This window comes from Nocardiopsis mwathae, from assembly GCF_014201195.1.
GTDB classification, from domain to species: Bacteria; Actinomycetota; Actinomycetes; order Streptosporangiales; family Streptosporangiaceae; genus Nocardiopsis_C; species Nocardiopsis_C mwathae.
The window spans coordinates 3,782,641-3,801,716 of the sequence record NZ_JACHDS010000001.1 but is presented as its reverse complement, the minus strand read 5'-3'; the positions used below and the strand labels follow the sequence as shown (position 1 = coordinate 3,801,716).

The window sequence follows — 19,076 nt, the reverse complement described above, 5'->3', positions numbered from 1 at the left end:
GGAGGAGAAGGGACGTCCGCAGCTCGCGATCCGGTGCGCCCGGCCACGCTCCGCCTTCGGCGCTGCCTGGCCACCGACCGCCCCGCACATGTCCGCCGACAAGGCCGTCCAGCGGGGCACCGGCCCCCCGCCCTACGCCCGCCCCGCCACGACCACCCAGCCCCGGCCCATGCCGGGATGCCGATTCCATCCGCCTTACTCCCGGTCGGAGGAGGTGGGCGCGTCGGCGCCGAAGGCCGCCGCTGCCGCGTCGGCCACGGCCCGGGTGATCTGCTCGACTCCGGCCTTGGCGATGCCGAGCCCGCTCAGCACTCCGGAGCCGTCCTCCACCTCCAGCAGGCCGAGCAGGATGTGCTCGGTGCCGACGTAGCCGTGCCCCATACGCAGGGCTTCGCGGAACGTGAGCTCCAGGGCCTTCTTCGACTGCGCGTCGAAGGGGACGAGGCCGGGAACCTCGTCGGCCGCCGGCGGCAGTGCGGCGGTCGCGGCTTCCCGCACCGCCTGCAGTGTCACGTTCTGCGCGACGATCGCCCGCGCCGCGAGCCCCTCGGATTCGGTCAGGAGGCCGAGCACCAGGTGCTCGGGGCGGATCTCGGTATTGCCCGCCGCCTGTGCCTCGCTCTGCGAGGCCATGACGACCTTGCGGGCGCGCGGGGTGAAGCGGCGGAAGCCCTGGTCGGGGTCGAGGTCGGCGGGGCCGATGGGCTCCTTGGGCACGAACCGCTTCTGTGCGGCCTGCTTGCTCACCCCCATGCTCCTGCCGATGTCCGTCCACGATGCCCCCGAGCGGCGGGCCTGGTCGACGAAGTGCCCGATGAGGTGGTCGGCGACCTCGCCGAGGTGGTCGGCGGCGATGACCGCATCGGAGAGCTGCTCCAGGGGGTCGGAGCGGACTCCCTTGATCGCCTCGATGAGTTCGTCCAGTCGGACCGGGTGGGGGGTGGGTGTGGTTTTCTCCATGCGTCAACGTTAGGTTGACGCATGGGTGGGCGTCAACCCATGATTGACGATACGTCCGCCGGGGTGGTCGAGGGGAGAGAAGGTGGGGCCTGTGACCGGCCCGCGCCCGTCACGCCGACGGCGCCGTGTTGTCCTCGCCCTCGCGGCTGCTGAGCAGACGCCGCAGCGAGTCGACGCGGGCCTGGTCGAGCCGCCCCTCCACCAGCCAGGTGTCCAAGGCGCAGTCGGGCGTCCCCTCGGTGTGGGGGCAGCCGGAAGGGCACTCCACCACGGCCTCGTCCAGGTCGGGGAAACCCGCCACCACGTCGTCCGGGCTGATGTGCGCGAGGCCGAAGCTGCGCACCCCCGGCGTGTCGATGATCCACCCGCCGTCGAGCGGAAGCGCCACCGCCGACGTCGATGTGTGCCGCCCCCGCCCCGTCACCGGGTTGACGTCCCCGACCGCGCGCGCGGCATCCGGAAGCAACCGGTTGACCAGAGTGGACTTGCCGACCCCCGACGAGCCCACCAGCACGCTGGTGCGGCCGGCCAGGTGGCCGCGCACGTCGTCCAGGTCGCCGTCGAGACTCGTCACGACGTTGGGCAGGTCGAGCGACGCGTAGATCGCCAGCACCCCGTCCGGGTCCGAGAGATCGGACTTGGTCAGGCACAACAGCGGCTCCAGCCCCGCGTCGTAGGCGGCCACCAGGCACCGGTCGATGAACCGCGGCTGCGGCGGCGGGTCGGCCAGCGCGCAGACGATGACCAGCTGGTCGGCGTTGGCGACGATGACGCGTTCGACCGGGTCGGTGTCATCGGCGGTCCTGCGCAGGACCGAACGCCGCTCCTCGACCCGCACCACGCGGGCCAGCGTGTCGGGGCGGCCGGAGAGGTCGCCCACCAGGGCCACCCGGTCGCCCACCACGATGCTGCCGCGCCCCAGCTCGCGCGCCTTCATCGCGACGACGGGCCGCCCGTCGACCAGGCAGCGGTAGCGGCCGCGGTCGACCGTCGTCACGAAGCCCTCGCGGGCGTCCTCATGCTTGGGCCGGTTGCGGGTGCGCGGGCGCGACCCGCCCCGTGCCCGGACGCGGATGTCGTCCTCGTCGATGTAGCCCCTGCCGCCGCTCACGCGGTGACCCCCGCCCACAGTTCGGGGAAGTTCGGCAGTGTCTTGCCCGTGGTCGCGATGTCCTCCACCTCCACCCCGGGCACCGCGAGGCCGATCACGGCACCGGAGGTCGCCATCCGGTGGTCGTCGTAGCTCTGGAACACGCCGCCGTGCAGCGGGCGCGGGCGGATCACCAGGCCGTCCGGCAGCTCCTCGGCGTCGCCGCCCAGGGCGTTGATCTCGCGTACCAGCGCCGCGATGCGGTCGGTCTCGTGCCGCCGCAGGTGGGCGATGCCGGTGATGCGCGACGGGGTCGAGGCGAGTGCGGCGACGGCCGCGATCGTCGGGGTGAGTTCACCGACCTCGCGCAGGTCGGCGGTGATCCCCCGGATCTCGCCGGTGCCGCGCAGGGTCAGGCCGTCGGCGGCGAAGGAGACCTCGCCACCCATGGTGGTGAACAGCTCGCGCAGGGCATCCCCGGGCTGGGTGGTCCGGCGGGGCCAGTCGCGCACGGTGACCCGTCCGCCGGTCACCAGGGCGGCGGCGAGGAACGGCGCGGCGTTGGACAGGTCGGGCTCGACCGCGATCTCACCCGGCTTGACGGGGCCGGGGGACACCCGCCACACGTCGGGGACGGAGGTGTCGACGTGAACCCCGGCGGCCCGCAGCATCTCCACGGTCATGTCCAGGTGCGGCTGGGAGGGGACCGGGTCGCCGACGTGGCGGACCTCCACCCCGTCGCCGAAGCGGGCGCCGCTGAGCAACAGCGCGGAGACGAACTGGGAGGAACTGGAGGCGTCCAGGGTGACCGGGCCGCCGCGCAGGGCGCCGGTGCCGTGGATGACGAGGGGAAGGGCGCCGCGCCCGCCGTCGTCGATGTCGGCGCCGAGGGCGCGCAGGGCGTCCAGCAGCGGACCGACGGGACGCTCGCGCGCCCGCGGGTCGCCGTCGAAGTCGACGTCGCCGTCGGCGAGTGCCGCGAGCGGCGGGACGAACCGCATGACCGTGCCCGCGTTGCCGACGTCCAGCGCGGCCGGCCCGCGCGGCGGGGCGGGCGTGACGGCCCAGTCGGCCCCCTGCTCCACCACGCCGATCCCGAGGGCGCGCAGGGCGGCGGCCATGAGGTCGGTGTCGCGGCTGCGCAGCGGGCGTCGGACGACGACGGGCGTCTCCGCGAGCGCCGCGAGGATCAGCGCGCGGTTGGTCATCGACTTCGATCCGGGCAGGCTGACCGTGGCGTCCACGGGGCCGCGGGCGGTAGGAGCAGGCCAGGTCGGTGCGGAGGTCGGCATGCCCCAAGGGTAGCCGGGGCCGGTGCCGACCTGTGGCCTTCTGCCGTGCGCACCGGCCCGACCACGTGGTCGGGGCCGTACTCATCGGTGCGGAGCGGGACGCTAGGACGAGTCCGCGTCCGAAGCGTCCGGGGAATACTCCTCGTCGGTCACCCACGAGGAGAGGAGGAAGGAGTCCCCCTCGATCACGCTGAAGTCGCCCACCCAGGTGCCGTCATCCGTTCGCACGGTAACGACGTGTTCTGCGCCCATCTGGTCGGTCGTAGCGATCCTCAACGACGCGGGGTCCGCACCACCCAACCGGGTACGAAGTGCCTCGGCTTCGCGTGAGTCGGGCGTCCGCCCCTCGGTGAGATAGCGGCACGCGCCCTCGTCGCGTCCTGCAGAAACGTCCGCTAGGAATCTCTGAACAGCGCTTTCGGCGGAGTCAGTGCCTGATCCGCATTCCGAGCCCGGAGACGAACAGGCTGTTGTGACGGAGAGGAACGCTAGCAGGGGGACGGCCAAGACCGCATTCCTTATCACTCGGATCTCCGGTTCTATGGTTCATACCTTGTGAGGATAGAGAATTCTATTGGGCTTTCTGATCTGAGAGAGAGGCTTGTTCAGCGTGTCTCGGGTGTGATAGGTGAGCAGGGGTTGCCCCTTCTTTCTGCCGGTCGTGATCATGGTGTGGCTCTTGGCCTTGTCCCTCTTCGTCCGGTACTGAAGGATGTCACCGGTCCGGAGCTTGCCGGGGCTGCTGTGCATGCTCGTACGCTTGGACTTCTTCAGGGCGAACTGGTAGAAGTACTCGGCGTTGACCCAGGATCGTGACTGGTTGAGTCTGTTGTACCACCACGCGGAGGTTGACTTGTAGTAGCCGGTCTTGTGCTTCCAACCGCCCGCACGCAGAGCCTGTGACGCGAAGTTGGTGCAGTCCTGACCGAAACGGCGGTAGTTCTTGTTGTAGTTCTTCCAGTGCTTCTTGGCGTAGCGGGACACCTTGGCTCGGTTCGCTGCGCTGAGGCCGCGGGTTTCGACCTCATCTCGGGGGCCGCCGTATTCGTAGAGCTCCTGCTCTTCGGGAGTGGAGGGCGTGGGAGCCACTGGGCCGTCGATCTGGATGGGGTCCTGCCCTTCGACCTGGTCTTCGGGCTCGTTCATGATGTCGAGTGACATCGGTATGCCGGTGGTCTCGTTGAGCCGGGTGACGTAGGGGATGACCTCTTCCCATGCCGCATTCTCACCGAAGTCATCCTTGCCCATGTCACGGATGATGTGCAGGTCGACGGTCACGATCGTCGATGACGTCTGAGACGACTCCTCCACATCGACGGAGTCGACCGAGACGGACGTCGACTCGATCTCGATTCCGTCTTCCTCCGTCAGTACTCTCTGGGACCCGATGAGGCGAACTGCTTCCTGCGACAGGCTTTCCCGTATGGCGGGTGCGTCTAGGGGGGATTCCTTTTTGATGGTCGTGTCTACCAGAGACGAAGCCGCATCCTGCGGGTTTGCGGACGCAGTCTGGGCGTCTCCGACGAGAAACTCCTTGTTCAGTGACTCGACGGCCTGTGCGAGGTCTTCGGCGAAGGCATTCACATCCAGAATGTCGGTAGACGGGGTTGAGGAAGCGCCGCTGGCCTGGGGCTCCGCGGTGGCGGGCAGCTGCGTCAGGGCCAGTGCCAGCGTGACAGCGGATCCGATGCATAGAGAACGTCTAATAAGGGGGGGCAAAGCTATCCCTTTCAGTCTCGCGGATAGGCGGCTTCAACGTAGCAAGCCGACCATTGTGATCATTTTGATCGCGAGGATGGGATGGCTGGTGTTTCTTGCTGGAGCGGAAAGAGTGTCGATCGAGTCCGTGCAGCTGGCGTGGTACGTCTGACACTGCGGTGGACGTGTGGATGTGGATCTTTTCAGTGATTGATCTTTGGCTTCGTGTCCGGAAACGGACGGTGGAGAACCGGACCGCGGTCCGGGTGCGATAGGAGAAGTCCGCTCGGTGCGGACGGTCGACATGGCGTTCCCGCGTCCCGTGCTCCACATCGGGATCACGACATGGCATGCTGGGCCGCGAGACGCCGTCGAACATCTGATCGGACCGAAGGGGGAGCGATGGCGGACAAGGTGCACCACTACGAGGTCCGGACGCGGTGGACGGGGAACACCGGATCGGGCACCACGCGGTATCGCGACTACGGACGCTCCCACGACATCGAGGCCGAGGGGCGCCCGGTGATCAGGGGATCGGCCGATGCCGCCTTCCGCGGCGACCCCAGCCGCTGGAACCCGGAGGACTTACTGGTCAGCGCGCTGAGCGAGTGCCACATGCTGTCGTATCTCGCGCTGGCGGTGGCGGCGAAGGTGAACGTGGTCGCCTATGAGGACCGGGCGACCGGCACCATGGTCACCCGAGCCGACTCGTCCGGTGACTTCTCCGAGGTGACCCTCCACCCGGTGGTCACGGTCGCCGACGCCAGCATGGTCGAGGTGGCCGAGAAGTTGCACCGGCGGGCGAACCAGGTCTGCTTCATCGCCCGCTCGGTGAACTTCCCGGTCCACCACGAGCCCGTGATCGAGGTCGCCGGCGCGACCGCGTGATCAGGCGCCGATCGTGGCGGCGATACGGGTGAGGACGTCGCGCATCTCGGCCTGGCCGACTTCGAGTCGGTCGAGTGGGGTGTCGACCTGAGCGAAGCGATCGTCCACGTCGGACAGTCGACCCGCCAGGTCCTGCCGATCGGCGACGATCACGCTGCTCCTTGCCGCCTGAGGCGTCGGCGGGCGCTCTGGCACCCCTTGGCGGCGTTCAGTAGGTCGACCGCCTCCGGCATGGTGGTGACGCCGGAGGTGAGTAGCGCCCAGTGGGCGTCGTCCATGTTCACCCGTTCGGCGACCTGTTTTCCGTCGAAGTGGACACTCCACTGGCGGGACTCTGCGGCGTGGCGGTCGTAGGTGATGCGGATGCGCCCGCGCGTCACGGTCGTGACCCCGCTCCGTGTCTGGAAGGTCGGTCGTGCGGCCAGCACTACGGCCACCCCCGACATGTCGCGGAGGCAGCGATGTGCCTGGTGGTCGTGGCCGTACTCGTGCGGAGAAGGCGGGCCCGCGCCCTCGGCGATCTCATGTGGTTCTCCGATTCCCGTGCTCTGCTCCAAGAATGGCGTGACGGCGGCCGACCTTCCATAGAAGCCACATGACTCTAGCTTTTCGTGGAATCCGTGGCATGATGTGGCGCACTGTGTCAACTTTGGAACATGGTGGAGAAAGGGAATGGAGCGTGGCTCCGGTGGGGCGCCGAACTCCGGCGTCTACGCGAACGAGCTGGGAAAACGCAGGACCAGCTCGGGCGTTCGGTGGGGATATCGCGACAGCTGATCGGTGCGTTCGAAAAAGGAACACGGACCCCAAAGGCGGAGCATTGCGACATTCTGGATCGTGAGCTCGCTACAGGAGGCACCCTCCGCCAGCTCCGGGCGGAACTGGGCGACGGCGACGAGCTGTCCGAGGGGTTCAGCGGCGTCCTGCGCATGGAGCGCGCCTCGCGGCGGATCCGCGAGTACCACCCGATCCTCGTCCCCGGGCTCCTGCAGGTCCCCGACTACTCGCGCACCCTCATCAGCGCACGTCAGGTCGGCGTCCCGGCCGAGCGCATCGAATCGGTCGTCAAGGCCCGCAGCGAACGCCTCGACGCGGTCCTGCCCGAGGCCCCCGCCCTGTGGTTCGTCGTCGACGAAGTCGTCATCACCCGCACCATCGGCGACCGCAGGATCATGCGCCTCCAGCTCGAACACCTGGAGAAGCTGATGAGCAGCGGCAAGATCCGGCTGCAGGTGATCCCCGACGACATCGGCCACCACCCGGGCCTGTGCACCCCGTTCCGCATCTTCGAGCTCCCCACCGGCAACCTGCTGCACATGGAGAACACCTTCGGCGGGCAGAGCTTCCGCGAGTCGGACAAGGTCAACCGCATGCTCTCCCTTTTCGGCGCCCTGCAGGCCGAGGCGTACCCGCCCCGGCGCTCCATCGACCTCATCCGGCAGGTCCTCGGCCGGCTGCGGTGACCGCCCGCGCATGCCGACCAGGGGAGCACCACACCCGACACGAAACGGGCGGCGGCCGCCGCCGCGCTCCCCGGCCCGGAGTGTTCACCGCGCGCCACGGCCGGTGAAATACTGGCCCCCATGTGCGGTCGTTATGCCCAGGCGCGAAATCAGCACGAGCTGCAGCTCGCCTTCGACCTCCCCGAGATCGACGAAGCGGTCGAGGCGGCCCGCGACGCCCGTGCCTGGCCGCCCCTGGAGGAACTGCAGCCCGACTACAACATCGCTCCCGGCAAACCCGTCTACGCCGTGCTCGGGACGCCGCCCGGCGAGGTCGGCCGCGGTGCCCACCCCACCGGGCCGCAGTACCTGCGCACGCTGCGCTGGGGGCTCGTGCCGTCCTGGGCGAAGGACGTCAACGTCGGCTACAAGATGATCAACGCGCGTAGCGAGACGGTGGCCGAAAAGCCGTCCTTCCGCGCCGCGTTCAAGCGCCGCCGCTGCCTACTGCCCGCCGACGCCTACTACGAGTGGCAGTTGCTCCCCAACGACCAGGCCCCCGGCGCCGCCGAGCCCGGCACGTCCCCCGCCACCGACCCCGGGCACAAGCGCCGCAAGGCCAAAGCGAAGAAGCGCCCCTACGCCGTCCGCTACACCGACGGCTCACCGCTCGCCCTCGCCGGACTGTTCGAGCGCTGGCGCGACCCGGAACTCCCGGAGGAGGACCCCGGCGCCTGGCTGTGGACCTGCACCGTCGTCACCACTCAGGCCGCACCCGAGCTGGAGCACATCCACGAGCGGATGCCGATCGTCGTCCCGCGCGACGCCTGGGACACCTGGCTCGACCCCGCCGCCGAGCTCGCCGACCTCCAGCACGTCATGGCCGCGACACCGGTGCGCGACTTCGGGATCCAGCAGGTGGGCACCGAGGTCAACAGTGTCCGCAACAACGGCCCCGAGCTGCTGGAACCGGTGAAGGACGAGCCCGAGTCGGGCACCCTGTTCTAGCCGCGCGCCTCCCTTCGCCCCATCCGTCCCCGCCGGACCGCGCGCGCCGCGATCCGCCCCCCGGGGTGGAAACCTCGCGCACGTCATGGGTATCGTGGCCCCGGTCATACCGGGTCCGTGGCCGTGCACACGGGACCGCGCCGATCCGCGTCGCACCCGCTCGGCGGGGGTGCGCAGGCCGGTCGCCGTGACGGCGCACGGACGAGAAAAGTGAAGAACCGCGGGAGCTCGCGCCTTGGCGGGCTGAGAGGGCGGCTGTCCCCCGAAGGGGACGGCGCCGCCGACCGCAGAACCTGTTCGGGTAATTCCGGCGTAGGGAGGCGTGCCTTGACGGCGCTTGACGACCGTAGTGTCCAACCCACCGTGACCACGGGCCCCATCATGGGGTCGGAGAAGGTCTACCTGGAGGTCGAAGACCCCGACTTCGGGCGGACGCTCCGGGTCCCGCAGCGGCGGGTCGGACTCAGCAACGGCAGCCACATCGATCTGTACGACACCTCCGGTCCGTATACGGACGCGGCTTCCTCCACGACCATCGACGTGCACGCCGGGCTCGCCCGGACACGCGAGGCGTGGATCAACGACCGCACCCCCGTCAACGGGGCGGTCACCCAGCTGGCCTACGCGAAGGCCGGCGTCATCACCCCGGAGATGCGGTTCATCGCCGCCCGGGAGGGCATGGACCCGGACTTCGTCCGGTCCGAGGTCGCCATCGGGCGGGCGGTCATCCCCGCGAACCGCCGCCACCCGGAGTCCGAGCCGATGATCATCGGCAAGAACTTCCTGGTGAAGATCAACGCGAACATCGGCAACTCCGCCGTCACCTCCTCGGTCGCCGAGGAGGTGGAGAAGATGGTGTGGGCCAGCCGGTGGGGCGCCGACACGATCATGGACCTGTCCACCGGCAAGCGCATCCACGAGACGCGGGAGTGGATCCTGCGCAACTCCCCGGTGCCCGTCGGCACGGTGCCGATCTACCAGGCGCTGGAGAAGGTCAACGGCGACCCGGCCGAGCTGACCTGGGAGATCTACCGAGACACCATCATCGAGCAGGCCGAGCAGGGTGTCGACTACATGACCGTCCACGCCGGCGTGCTGCTGCGCTACGTCCCGCTGACGGCGAAGCGGGTCACGGGCATCGTGTCGCGCGGCGGTTCGATCATGGCCGCGTGGTGCCTGGCCCACCACAAGGAGAGCTTCCTCTACACGCACTACGAGGAGCTGTGCGAGATCTTCCGCGAGTACGACATCACCTTCTCGCTGGGGGACGGCCTGCGGCCGGGGTCGATCGCCGACGCCAACGACGAGGCGCAGTTCGCCGAACTGCGGACGCTGGGCGAACTCACGCACATCGCGCGCGAGCACGACGTCCAGGTGATGATCGAGGGTCCCGGCCACGTGCCCCTGCACAAGATCGCCGAGAACGTGCGATTGGAGGAGGAGCTGTGCGGTGAGGCCCCGTTCTACACGCTGGGGCCGCTGGCGACCGACATCGCGCCCGGGTACGACCACATCACGTCGGCCATCGGCGCGGCGCAGATCGCCTGGCACGGCACGGCGATGCTCTGCTACGTGACGCCCAAGGAGCACCTGGGCCTGCCCAACCGGGACGACGTCAAGACCGGCGTGATCACCTACAAGCTCGCCGCCCACTCCGCCGACCTGGCCAAGGGCCACCCGCGCGCGCAGGAATGGGACGACACCCTGTCCCAGGCGCGCTTCGAGTTCCGCTGGCAGGACCAGTTCCACCTGGCCCTCGACCCGGAAACGGCCCAGTCGTTCCACGACGAGACCCTGCCTGCGGAGCCGGCGAAGACCGCGCACTTCTGCTCCATGTGCGGACCGAAGTTCTGCTCGATGAAGATCACCCAGGACGTCCGCAAGTACGCGGAGGAGAACGGCCTGTCGACGGTGGAAGCCATCGAGAAGGGCATGCAGGACAAGTCCGAAGAGTTCGCCGACCAGGGCAAGCGCGTCTACCTGCCGATCACCGACTAGGGGAGATGCTTCCTCGTCGGGCTGGGTCCTGAACGAACGTAGGCCGCCGGGGTGCCGTCAGGCACCCCGGCGGCCCACTGCTGCGCCCCGCCACCTTCCCCGCGTGTGCGGGGCTCACAGCAAATGACCTGCGATAACGCGAGGCGTTATCCTCGCGTTATCTTTCGGTGGTGGGTGGCGGTCGGCCACCTAGGCTCTCTTGTCGGGCTTGCGGGCGCTGGCTAGGAGGTGGACGCCGACGTAGTCGTCGGACTCGGCCGCTTTCAGTTCCATGTCGACCAGCCGGTTCAGTGCTCTCGGGTCGCCGTTCACCATCATTTCCACCGTCGATGCCGACAGCACCGTACGCGGCTTGATCCATTCCAGCTCCAGACCCACCTCGGTCAGCAGTTCACAGAGTTGTTCGGCTGTGAAGCACCGGGTGATGGACCCGTCGGGCCACGGGACCAGGAGGACGTCGGCCATGGGGGCGAAGCTCAGTTCCGGCCAGCAGTCCTGTTCGGCCAGTAGCGCCATGCCCAGCACAACGGAGTCGACGGACAGCAGCGTGCGCCCGCCGGGGCGCAGCACTCGCGCGATCTCGGCCAGTGACGACTCGGTCGCCAGGTGCTGGGAGAGGACGCGGTTGTCGGCGATGACGCCGTCGAACACGTTCGACGCGAAGCTCGGCAGCAGCGTGGCGTCCCCGACGACCGGGCGGAGCCGACCGGGGGTCTGGCCGCGCTGGGCGGGGGCGTGGCCGTTGACGAGCGTCAGCGGGCGTCGCACGGTCCTGTCGACCGAGGGGAGGAGCGGGACGACATCGTGCCCGGCGGCCACGGCGCGCTGCGCGCCGGGGAAGTCCGGGTGGGACATGTCCAGGATCAGCCCGGGGGCTCGGGGGAGCCAGCGGGCCAGCTGGGCGTCGGCTACCGCCCAGTAGAACCGCCAGTAGGCGGTCAGTGAATCCGTGGTGGAGAAATGTGCCGCAGGGGACCGCATCGCTTGGGGGTCCGGTGCGGTATCGGTGGACGGGGACTTCGGCACATGGGCTGCCGAACTAGAGGACGGATGCACGCACGCTCCTCTCCCACGTCTGATGCTGAGGTTTTACCCGTACTCTTTCACGCCTCACCTCCCGGGATTCAGCCGTCGGAGGAAGTCATGGGCGGTGTCGGCGCTATGACGGGGCGGAATCACCGGGCGGTGCCCGTTGTTGGCATCCACATCACCCGTCAGCCCCGGCCGCACCCCGGGTCTCGGCCGGTTCACGGCCCCGCAACCGTCGAGTGCGACCTGATAAGGACAGTAAAGGCAGGTTCATGCCCAGCGCCAGCGCTTGCTTGCTGAAGAGTCGTCCGGATGTGTCGCCGCCGGACTCCAGCGTGCGTGCCGCCGCCCCCGGGCCGTATCGTGAGGCTACGGTTGCCCCACGAGATGCCAGCACAAGGAGGCAGGCGGGTTTGAATCAGGGCCAAGAGACGATCGAGGATCGAGGAGCGAGGTTCGAGCGGGACGTCCTCCCGTTCCTGGACCAGCTGTACTCGGCCGCGTTGCGGATGACCCGTAACCCGTCCGACGCCGAAGACCTCGTCCAGGAGACGTTCGCCAAGGCGTTCGGTTCGTTCCACCAGTTCAAGGAGGGAACGAACCTCAAGGCATGGCTGTACCGGATCCTCACCAACACCTTCATCAACTCCTACCGCAAGAAGCAGCGGGAGCCCAAGCAGGCGGGGACGGAGGACGTCGAGGACTGGCAGCTCGCGCAGGCGGCGTCGCACAGCTCCACCGGGCTGAAGTCCGCCGAGGCCGAGGCGCTGGAGCACCTTCCCGACAGTGACGTCAAGCGTGCGCTGCAGGAGCTTCCGGAGGACTTCCGGATCGCGGTCTACCTGGCGGACGTCGAGGGGTTCGCCTACAAGGAGGTCGCCGAGATCATGGACACCCCGATCGGGACCGTGATGTCGCGCCTGCACCGGGGGAGACGCCAGCTGCGTTCGCTCCTTGAGGAGTACGCGGTCGACCGCGGCATCCTCCCGTCGGGGGGGATCGAGGCCGGGGCCATGGAAGCATCAACCGGTGGGGCACGTCGGAGGGACCAGCGATGATGTGCGGCAAACCGCACGCTACGCCTTGTAGCGACGTTCTGGCCAAGGTGTACACCTACATCGACGGCGAGCTCGCGGAGACCAACTGCGACGAGATTCGCAAGCATCTCGACGAGTGCGGTCCGTGCCTGGAGGAGTACGGCCTCGAAGAGGCCGTGAAGAAGCTGGTGGCCAAGCACTGCGGGTGCGATCCCGTTCCCCAGGACCTGCGCGAGAAGGTCCTGCACCGGCTTGAGGCGGCGCAGAAGGAGCAGGAGGCGCGCGAGCGCAGCGTCTAGGCGCCGGGGACCCTGGATGCCCGGACCCGGGCGGGACGTCCTGGAATTCCCGGGTCTCCCGGGCTGCTCCGGCCCGCCCGTCCGGCGCGCGCCGCGTGCGTGCGCTCGGCGCGGGCCCGGCTGTTCCTCCCCTGCCGCTGCTGTAGTCCCGGGGAGGGGCCGGGGAATGGGCGCCGCCCCGGGCGTCGTCTCCCGGCTCTCCTGCCCCAAGTGCGGCATAGCACCGCCATATGCCGCGAACCAGGGGCGAAACAGGGGAAGAGCGGATAAGATACAGCTGGCGGTATCGTCGACCGCCGTTCTGTTTATATCTGGACATGTCCATGATGTCCTTCAAACATCAACCGAAGGTCGCACCGGCGTCCCCCGTCGGGTTTTGGTCGTGGAATGGTGTCCGCGCCGGTCAGCGGGGTGTTAGTGGCGCGTGGCCCTCGCCATCGCCTTTCGTTCCCTGACGGCGGGGGTGATGGGGGCGGGCCGATACACGCGCCGCGCGTGAACTTCTGTTGCACAGGGTGATGACACCTGGTCGGCGTGGGGTCAATGGGGCTCAGGGGTGGCCGTGGGTTCGTGATTTCGTGCCATGGGATGTCGGGAAAGAGATTGCGGAGAGTGACTTTCTCCGACTACGAAATTGAATCGTATTTCCACAGTTTGAAAGCGGAGAGAGGTGGGTTTCTCCCGCTTGTCTCGGCGTTCGGTCGGGGGAAATCGATAGTGGCCCCGGGGCCGTTAAACTGAGCCGTCATATCCGCCGTATGGGGGTATATTCGCGCCGCGCCCGGGGGAGATTCACGGGGGTGCGCGGTGCCGAGGCTCCGGAGAGGACGGTAGGCCGTGGCTTTGCTGGTCGCGAAAGTGATGTACCTGGTTGTGGCAGCGGGGTGGCTCCTCACCCACGTCGGCGGGTGGTCCTGGTGGTAGAACGGAATCGATGAAATCATGACGGTTCGGTCGGCATCGGGGCAGGAGGTACCGAGAATTGCGTTCGCTTCCGGGAGCGGCGCGGTTGTACGTCGGCCTCGTCGTCCTCAGCGCCGTGGCGGTCCTGCTGCACGGTCCCTACACGGGGATCGACCCGGCCACCCTGATCCTGCTGGCCGTCCTGTTCGTGGTCGCCGAGTCCATCGGCACGATGGTCGTCTCGGGGAAGACGGGGCAGACGGGGCTCTCGCCGAGCTCGTCGGTCTCCCTGGCGGCCGTCGTGCTGGTCGGCCCGATCGGGGCGGCCGTGGTCGGGTTCACCTCGTGCTTCGTCGTCTTCCGCCGCCAGAACCTCGTCAAGCGGCTGTTCAACGGCGCCCAGTTCGCCCTGGCCGGCTACGCCGCCGGGTACGTCTTCCAGCTGCTCGGCGGCAGAATGGGGATCCCCGAGGGCGCTGACTTCCCGCTCATCGTCCTGCCCTTCACCGTGGCGATCCTCACCCACACCGTCGTCAACAGCGCCCTGGTCGGCGGCCTGATGTGGTGCCTGGGCGCCGTACACATCCAGCGGCCGCGCCGGGTGCGGTGGCGGCCGCTGGCCAGCCTCGAACTGTCGTCGGTCGGCTACGGGATGCTCGGCCTGTTCATCGCCGCCATCTGGGGTGCGGTCGGCGCCTTCGCCGTGCTGCTGGTACTGCTCCCGCTGTTCATCGCCCGCTGGGCGTTCGACCAGTACATCGCCGAACAGAAGGCGCACGACGCCACCCTGGCCACGCTCTGCCAGGCCGTGGAGACCAAGGACTACTACACGCGCGGCCACTGCATGCGGGTCGGCAAGGCCGCCGTGATGATCGCCCAGGAACTGGGCATGCACGCCGAGCGCGTGCACACCATCCGCTACGCGGGGATGCTGCACGACGTCGGCAAGCTCGGCGTCCCCACCAAGGTGCTGCAGAAGTCCGGGCGCCTGACCGAGGAGGAGTACGCCGCCATCCAGCTGCACCCGATGCGCGGATATGAGATCGTGCGGGAGATCGGGTTCCTGGACGAGGCGCTCGCCGGCATCATGCACCACCACGAGCGCATGGACGGCAAGGGCTACCCGATGGGGCTGTCCGGCGAGGACATCCCGGAGTTCGCCCGCATCCTGTCGGTGGCGGACGCGTTCGACTGCATGACCTCCACCCGCTCTTACCGCAAGGCGCGCTCCATCGGCGAGGCCATCGCCGAGCTGCGCCGCTGCGCGGGTCCGCAGTTCGACCCGAGGATGGTCGACGCCCTCATCTCCGCCGTGGCCCGCGACGGCTGGGAGGCCCCTGACGCGGTCGAGCCGCCCGACGACGACCTCGCCGTGGTGGCCCAGCAGGACCACGACGACCCCAGCGTCCCGCTGCGGGTCGCGGGGGAAAGCGAGCGATGATCCTGCAACGGAGGCCCGGAGTGGAGGGAATCGGGGTGCGGAGGCGGGGATGGAACCCCGGCCGTATCGACCCGGCGCGGGCGCTGCTCATCACGGTGGCCGGCGGCTGCGCCGCCGGATCGCTCGTCTGGACGCTGCTGGTCGGCTTCGTGGAGCCGCACGCCGCGCTGGCCTTCGGCGTGCTCATCGCGGCCGGGGAGCTCGCCCGCATCACCCTGCCGGGCCACCGGGAGGTCGCGCCGATCGCCTCCGCCGGCGCCATCGGGTACGCGTTCCTGCTGAGCGTCGGCGGTGTCACGGCGACGCACTCGGCCTGGCAGGTCATCGCCGTCGTGACCCTGGGGATCGCGCTCGGTGAGCTGCCGCACATCGCGGTCGGCCGCGAGCCGAGGTGGAGCGACCTCGCCCGGCGGCTGCTCATCGTCGAGATCACCGCACTGGTGTTCCGGCCGTTCGTGCACGAGGTGCCGCCCGACTCCGAGCACTGGTGGCTGGTCGTGGCCGTGATGACGGCCCTGGTCGCCGGGGCCTGGCTGGTCGACGCCGCGCTGGCGGCGACCATCCGCGCCGAGCGGCTGCACACCCGGATCAGCGTGGCCTTCGGCGACGAGCTGCGCGCGCAGTTCGCGATCGGCATGGCCATCGGGTCGTCGGGGATGCTCATCGCGCTGGCCAGTACGGTGACGGGGCTGGTCGGGCTGCTCGTGTTCACGGCGCCGCTGCTGGTCACCCAGGTGGCGTTCCGGCGCTTCGCCGAGATCCGGCTGACCTACCTGCAGACCGTGCGCTCCCTGTCACGTGTCACCGAGGTCGGGGGATACGTGGAGACCGGCCACTCGCGGCGGGTGAGCCGACTGGCCCGGCTGATCGGCTGCGAACTGGGAATGCGCGAGTCGGAGCTGCTGGAGCTGGAGTACGCGGCGCTGATGCACGACATCGGGCAGCTGTCGCTGCGCGACCCCATCGCGGGCGGGGCGACCGTGCTGGCCTCCCCGCGGGAGCAGCGGCGCATCGCCGAGCTGGGGTCGGCGGTCATCCGGGAGACCGGCGTGCTCGACGCGGTGGCCGAACTGGTGCGGCGCCAGTGCGAGGCCTGCGAAGGGGACGGGGACGACGGGCCGCCGCCGCTGGGCAGCAGGATCATCAAGGTGGCGAACGCGTTCGACGACCTGGTGGGTGAGTCCAGGGACGCCGACCGGATCGAGGCGGTGCTGCAGCGGCTGCGCATGGACGCGGGCCGGGAGTACGACACGGACGTGGTGGAGGCGGCGGCACGTGTCCTCGACCGGGACCGCGCGCGGCGTTGACCAGGAACGTTACCGGTGGGTACTGCCGTAGGATCTTTCCCCGTTCAGGAACAATCGCCATCAGGGGAAGAAAAGGGGCACAGCATGGCCGAGATCCACGCGGAGATGGTCGCCAACGTCTTCAAGGTGGAGGTGGCCCCCGGCGAGAAGGTCGACGCCGGCGCGACCCTGTTCATCCTGGAGTCGATGAAGATGGAGATCCCGGTCCTGACGGAGGAAGCCGGGACCGTGGCCAGCATCGACGTCGCCGAGGGCGACGTGGTCCAGGCGGGCGACCGGCTCGCCGTCGTCGAGTAGCCGCACAGGCGGGACGCCCTGAGAGGAGCGCCACCGGACCCGATGGCGCCCACCGGCCGTCCCACGCCGAAGCCGCGGACGGCCATCCGGTAGGTTCACCCGCATGACCATCAGCGAGGGACTTCGAGGCACGGCGGTTCTGGCCGTGTCCGACAACGACACCGCCATCGCCCTCCGCAGCGGCGACGTTCCGGTGCTGGGAACCCCACGAGTGCTGGCCTTGGCCGAAGAGGCCACCGTCGATGCCCTGTCCGGCCACTTGGACGAGGGGCAGACCAGCGTCGGGACCAACGTCGCACTGTCACACACGGCCCCGACCGCCGTCGGCACGCAGGTCCAGGCCACGGCTCTCCTGGTGGCGGTCGACGGCAAGCGCCTGGTGTTCGACGTGACCGTCGTTCGAGACGTCCACCCCATCGCGAAAGGGACGGTGTCCCGCGCTATCGTCAACCGCGAACGCTTTCTGGCTGCGGTGCAAGAGCAGCGGCCGGATGTCACAAATTAACAACGCGCCACATCACCCCAGTTCATGAAGGGTGAGCCCCGCAGGTGCGGGGATGGACCCGACAACCGGCCCTCCCAATGGGTCCGCGACGGGTGAGCCCCGCAGGTGCGGGGATGGACCCGTTCCATGGAACCCGAATTCAGGGCCGACTGGGGTGAGCCCCGCAATGCGGGGACGCCCCTACACCCCCATCGTCTTCCTCGGGTACACGTTCTCCGGGTCGGTGGCGATGTTGACCAGGTAGGGGACGCCTGAGTCGAAGGCCCGACGCAGGGCGGGGGCGATCTCCTCCGGCTCGGTGACGAGTTCGCCGCCACCCCCCAATGCCTCGACGACCTGGTCGTACCGTGTCTGCGGGTTGAGGTCGGCGACAACGTCATAGCCGTAGAGGGCCTGCATCGGGGCCTTTTCCAGGCCCCAGATGCCGTTGTTGCCGCACACCATGACCACCGGGAGCTTGTGGCGGACGAGGGTGTCGACGTCCATCAGGGAGAAGCCCGCAGCACCGTCGCCCAGCAGTGTGACGACTTGCGACGACGGGCGGGCCAGGCGGGCGGCGATGGAGTAGCCCAGGCCTGTCCCCAGGCAGCCGAAGGGGCCGGGGTCGAGCCAGTTGCCGGGCTGCTTGGGTTCGATGTACTTCCCCGCGTACGAGACGAAGTCGCCGCCGTCGCCGATGACCACGGCGTCGTCGTCCAGGATCTTGTTCAGTTCGCCGTAGATGCGGGCCGGGTGGATGGGGTCGGCGTCGCTCGCGAGGGCTTCCGCGTCACCCGCCACCGCCGCCTTGGTGGCCTCGGTGAGCGTGGAGCGCCACTGCTCGACCGCGCCGCTCGGCTTCGCCGCGTCGGCGATTCCGCGGAGCACCTGCGAGAGGTCGCCCGACACCGAACCCGCCAGCGTCAGGTGGGTCGCGATCTGCGCCTCCGCGTCGGCGACGTGCACGACCTTGGCCAGCGGCGCGCCGTCCTTCCCGCCGAACAGTCCGTGCCCGAGTCGGAAGTCGAGCGGTGTCCCCACGACCACCACCAGGTCGGCTCCGCCGAGGGCCGCGCCGCGGGCTCGGGTCGCCAGCAGCGGGTGTCCGGCCGGGAGTACGCCGCGCCCCTGACCATTGGTGACGACCGGGATTCCGAGGGCCTCGGCGGTCTCCAGGGCGACGCGCTCGGCGCCGTCGATCCACACGTCCGATCCGAACACGAACAGCGGCCGCTCGGCCTCGCCGATCAGCCGGGCGATGTCGGCGACGGCCTCCGGGTCCGGTGTCCTTCCGCCCGCCGTCCCGGCGCCTGACAGCTCGATCTCGGCCTGGTCGTAGAGCCGGTCCATCGGCATGTCCAGGAACACCGGCCCGCGGTGGGCGCTGTTGGCCAGTCGGCACGCCTCGTCCATCGCCGCCGCGATGCCGTCGGTCGCGTGCACGGTCGCCGCCCGCTTGGTGATCGGTGCGAGCAGCGGCGGCTGGTCGAGCTCCTGCAGCAGGCCCTGCCCCCACCTGCCGTCCGGGGCGCGCCCGCCGACCACCACCAGCGGCGAGCCGTTGAAGTGGGCCGTGGCGATCCCACTGACGACGTTGGTCACGCCCGGCCCGGCCGTGACGACGGCCATCCCGGCGCGCCGGGTGAGCTTGCCGATGCCTTCGGCGCCGAACACGGCCGTCTGCTCGTGCCGGACGTCGAGCAGCCGCATCGTCGGCTCGGGCTGCACCGCCGCGTCGTAGAGCGGGAACACGTGGCCGCCGCTCAGCGTGAACATCGTGTCGATGCCGTGGTGACGGGCCACCTCGACGGCGTGCCTGCCACCGTGCCCGCTGATGCGGCCGGTGAACGGGGACGTGCTCATGGACGCGTCACTCTCCTCGGACATGTGGGGCGTGTCGGAG

19 protein-coding genes and 1 pseudogene are annotated in these 19,076 nt (G+C 69.2%); 11 read left to right on the top strand and 9 right to left on the bottom strand.

The annotated features are described in order from the left end of the window. Positions 1–195: 195 nt before the first annotated feature. The 5 genes from HNR23_RS16410 to HNR23_RS27535 all read right to left on the bottom strand — a co-directional run bounded on the left by HNR23_RS16410 (position 196) and on the right by HNR23_RS27535 (position 4,926). Positions 196–960, bottom strand: coding sequence for a Clp protease N-terminal domain-containing protein (locus HNR23_RS16410; protein ID WP_184076494.1), 765 nt, complete (start codon positions 958–960; stop codon positions 196–198). 109 nt (positions 961–1,069) lie between these two features. Further along, positions 1,070–2,071, bottom strand: a complete 1,002-nt coding sequence (rsgA, locus tag HNR23_RS16405) for a ribosome small subunit-dependent GTPase A (protein WP_184076492.1) — start codon at positions 2,069–2,071, stop codon at positions 1,070–1,072. After that, complete coding sequence (gene aroA / locus HNR23_RS16400; RefSeq protein ID WP_184076490.1) at positions 2,068–3,342, bottom strand: 3-phosphoshikimate 1-carboxyvinyltransferase; 1,275 nt, start codon at positions 3,340–3,342, stop codon at positions 2,068–2,070. The genes rsgA and aroA overlap by 4 nt, the downstream gene beginning before the upstream one ends. Positions 3,343–3,444: 102 nt before the next feature. Next, a complete protein-coding gene (locus HNR23_RS16395; protein WP_184076488.1) occupies positions 3,445–3,849 on the bottom strand; it encodes a hypothetical protein in 405 nt (134 codons plus the stop codon). A 39-nt stretch (positions 3,850–3,888) separates the two neighbouring features. Continuing rightward, positions 3,889–4,926, bottom strand: a complete 1,038-nt coding sequence (locus HNR23_RS27535) for an amidase domain-containing protein (protein ID WP_184076486.1) — start codon at positions 4,924–4,926, stop codon at positions 3,889–3,891. Positions 4,927–5,442: 516 nt separating this feature from the next. Between HNR23_RS27535 and HNR23_RS16385 the strand changes: the two genes are divergently transcribed. Beyond that, complete coding sequence (locus HNR23_RS16385; protein WP_184076484.1) at positions 5,443–5,928, top strand: OsmC family protein; 486 nt, start codon at positions 5,443–5,445, stop codon at positions 5,926–5,928. Here the strand turns inward: HNR23_RS16385 and HNR23_RS16380 are convergent, their stop codons facing one another. After that, positions 5,929–6,081, bottom strand: coding sequence for a hypothetical protein (locus HNR23_RS16380; RefSeq protein WP_184076482.1), 153 nt, complete (start codon positions 6,079–6,081; stop codon positions 5,929–5,931). Then, positions 6,078–6,485 (bottom strand): hypothetical protein, encoded by a 408-nt coding sequence (locus HNR23_RS16375; RefSeq protein WP_246421782.1) that lies wholly within the window; start codon positions 6,483–6,485, stop codon positions 6,078–6,080. Before HNR23_RS16375 ends, HNR23_RS16380 begins: the two co-directional genes overlap by 4 nt. Before the next feature lie 99 nt (positions 6,486–6,584). On the opposite strand from HNR23_RS16375, the pseudogene HNR23_RS27655 reads away from it, so the two are divergent. The 4 genes and pseudogenes from HNR23_RS27655 to thiC form a co-directional block, all read left to right on the top strand. Beyond that, a pseudogene (locus HNR23_RS27655) lies at positions 6,585–6,782 on the top strand (helix-turn-helix transcriptional regulator); the annotation flags it as partial. 75 nt (positions 6,783–6,857) lie between these two features. Continuing rightward, the gene (locus HNR23_RS16370; protein ID WP_246421781.1) at positions 6,858–7,391 is read left to right on the top strand and encodes a DUF5753 domain-containing protein; all 534 of its coding nucleotides are present in this window, start codon (positions 6,858–6,860) and stop codon (positions 7,389–7,391) included. A gap of 120 nt (positions 7,392–7,511) precedes the next feature. Then, on the top strand, positions 7,512–8,378 hold the full coding sequence (locus HNR23_RS16365) for an SOS response-associated peptidase (protein ID WP_184076478.1): 867 nt from the start codon (positions 7,512–7,514) through the stop codon (positions 8,376–8,378). A gap of 327 nt (positions 8,379–8,705) precedes the next feature. Continuing rightward, positions 8,706–10,376, top strand: coding sequence for a phosphomethylpyrimidine synthase ThiC (gene thiC, locus HNR23_RS16360; protein WP_281381846.1), 1,671 nt, complete (start codon positions 8,706–8,708; stop codon positions 10,374–10,376). 189 nt (positions 10,377–10,565) lie between these two features. Here the strand turns inward: thiC and HNR23_RS16355 are convergent, their stop codons facing one another. Further along, positions 10,566–11,357: a methyltransferase domain-containing protein gene (locus HNR23_RS16355; RefSeq protein ID WP_184076476.1), complete on the bottom strand. Its 792-nt coding sequence runs from the start codon at positions 11,355–11,357 to the stop codon at positions 10,566–10,568. A 461-nt stretch (positions 11,358–11,818) separates the two neighbouring features. Between HNR23_RS16355 and HNR23_RS16350 the strand changes: the two genes are divergently transcribed. The 6 genes from HNR23_RS16350 to HNR23_RS16325 all read left to right on the top strand — a co-directional run bounded on the left by HNR23_RS16350 (position 11,819) and on the right by HNR23_RS16325 (position 17,194). Further along, the gene (locus tag HNR23_RS16350; RefSeq protein ID WP_184076474.1) at positions 11,819–12,463 is read left to right on the top strand and encodes a sigma-70 family RNA polymerase sigma factor; all 645 of its coding nucleotides are present in this window, start codon (positions 11,819–11,821) and stop codon (positions 12,461–12,463) included. Further along, positions 12,460–12,741 (top strand): mycothiol system anti-sigma-R factor, encoded by a 282-nt coding sequence (rsrA, locus tag HNR23_RS16345; protein ID WP_184076472.1) that lies wholly within the window; start codon positions 12,460–12,462, stop codon positions 12,739–12,741. Before HNR23_RS16350 ends, rsrA begins: the two co-directional genes overlap by 4 nt. Positions 12,742–13,750: 1,009 nt before the next feature. Beyond that, positions 13,751–15,085: an HD-GYP domain-containing protein gene (locus tag HNR23_RS16340; protein WP_184080430.1), complete on the top strand. Its 1,335-nt coding sequence runs from the start codon at positions 13,751–13,753 to the stop codon at positions 15,083–15,085. Next, positions 15,082–16,392: an HD-GYP domain-containing protein gene (locus HNR23_RS16335; protein ID WP_246421780.1), complete on the top strand. Its 1,311-nt coding sequence runs from the start codon at positions 15,082–15,084 to the stop codon at positions 16,390–16,392. The genes HNR23_RS16340 and HNR23_RS16335 overlap by 4 nt, the downstream gene beginning before the upstream one ends. Before the next feature lie 84 nt (positions 16,393–16,476). Continuing rightward, on the top strand, positions 16,477–16,689 hold the full coding sequence (locus HNR23_RS16330) for a biotin/lipoyl-binding carrier protein (RefSeq protein WP_184076470.1): 213 nt from the start codon (positions 16,477–16,479) through the stop codon (positions 16,687–16,689). Between the two features lie 103 nt (positions 16,690–16,792). Beyond that, on the top strand, positions 16,793–17,194 hold the full coding sequence (locus tag HNR23_RS16325) for a thioesterase family protein (RefSeq protein ID WP_184076468.1): 402 nt from the start codon (positions 16,793–16,795) through the stop codon (positions 17,192–17,194). Between the two features lie 180 nt (positions 17,195–17,374). On the opposite strand, the gene HNR23_RS16320 is transcribed toward HNR23_RS16325, so the two are convergent. After that, positions 17,375–19,036, bottom strand: coding sequence for an acetolactate synthase (locus HNR23_RS16320; protein WP_184076466.1), 1,662 nt, complete (start codon positions 19,034–19,036; stop codon positions 17,375–17,377). Between the last annotated feature and the right edge of the window lie 40 nt (positions 19,037–19,076).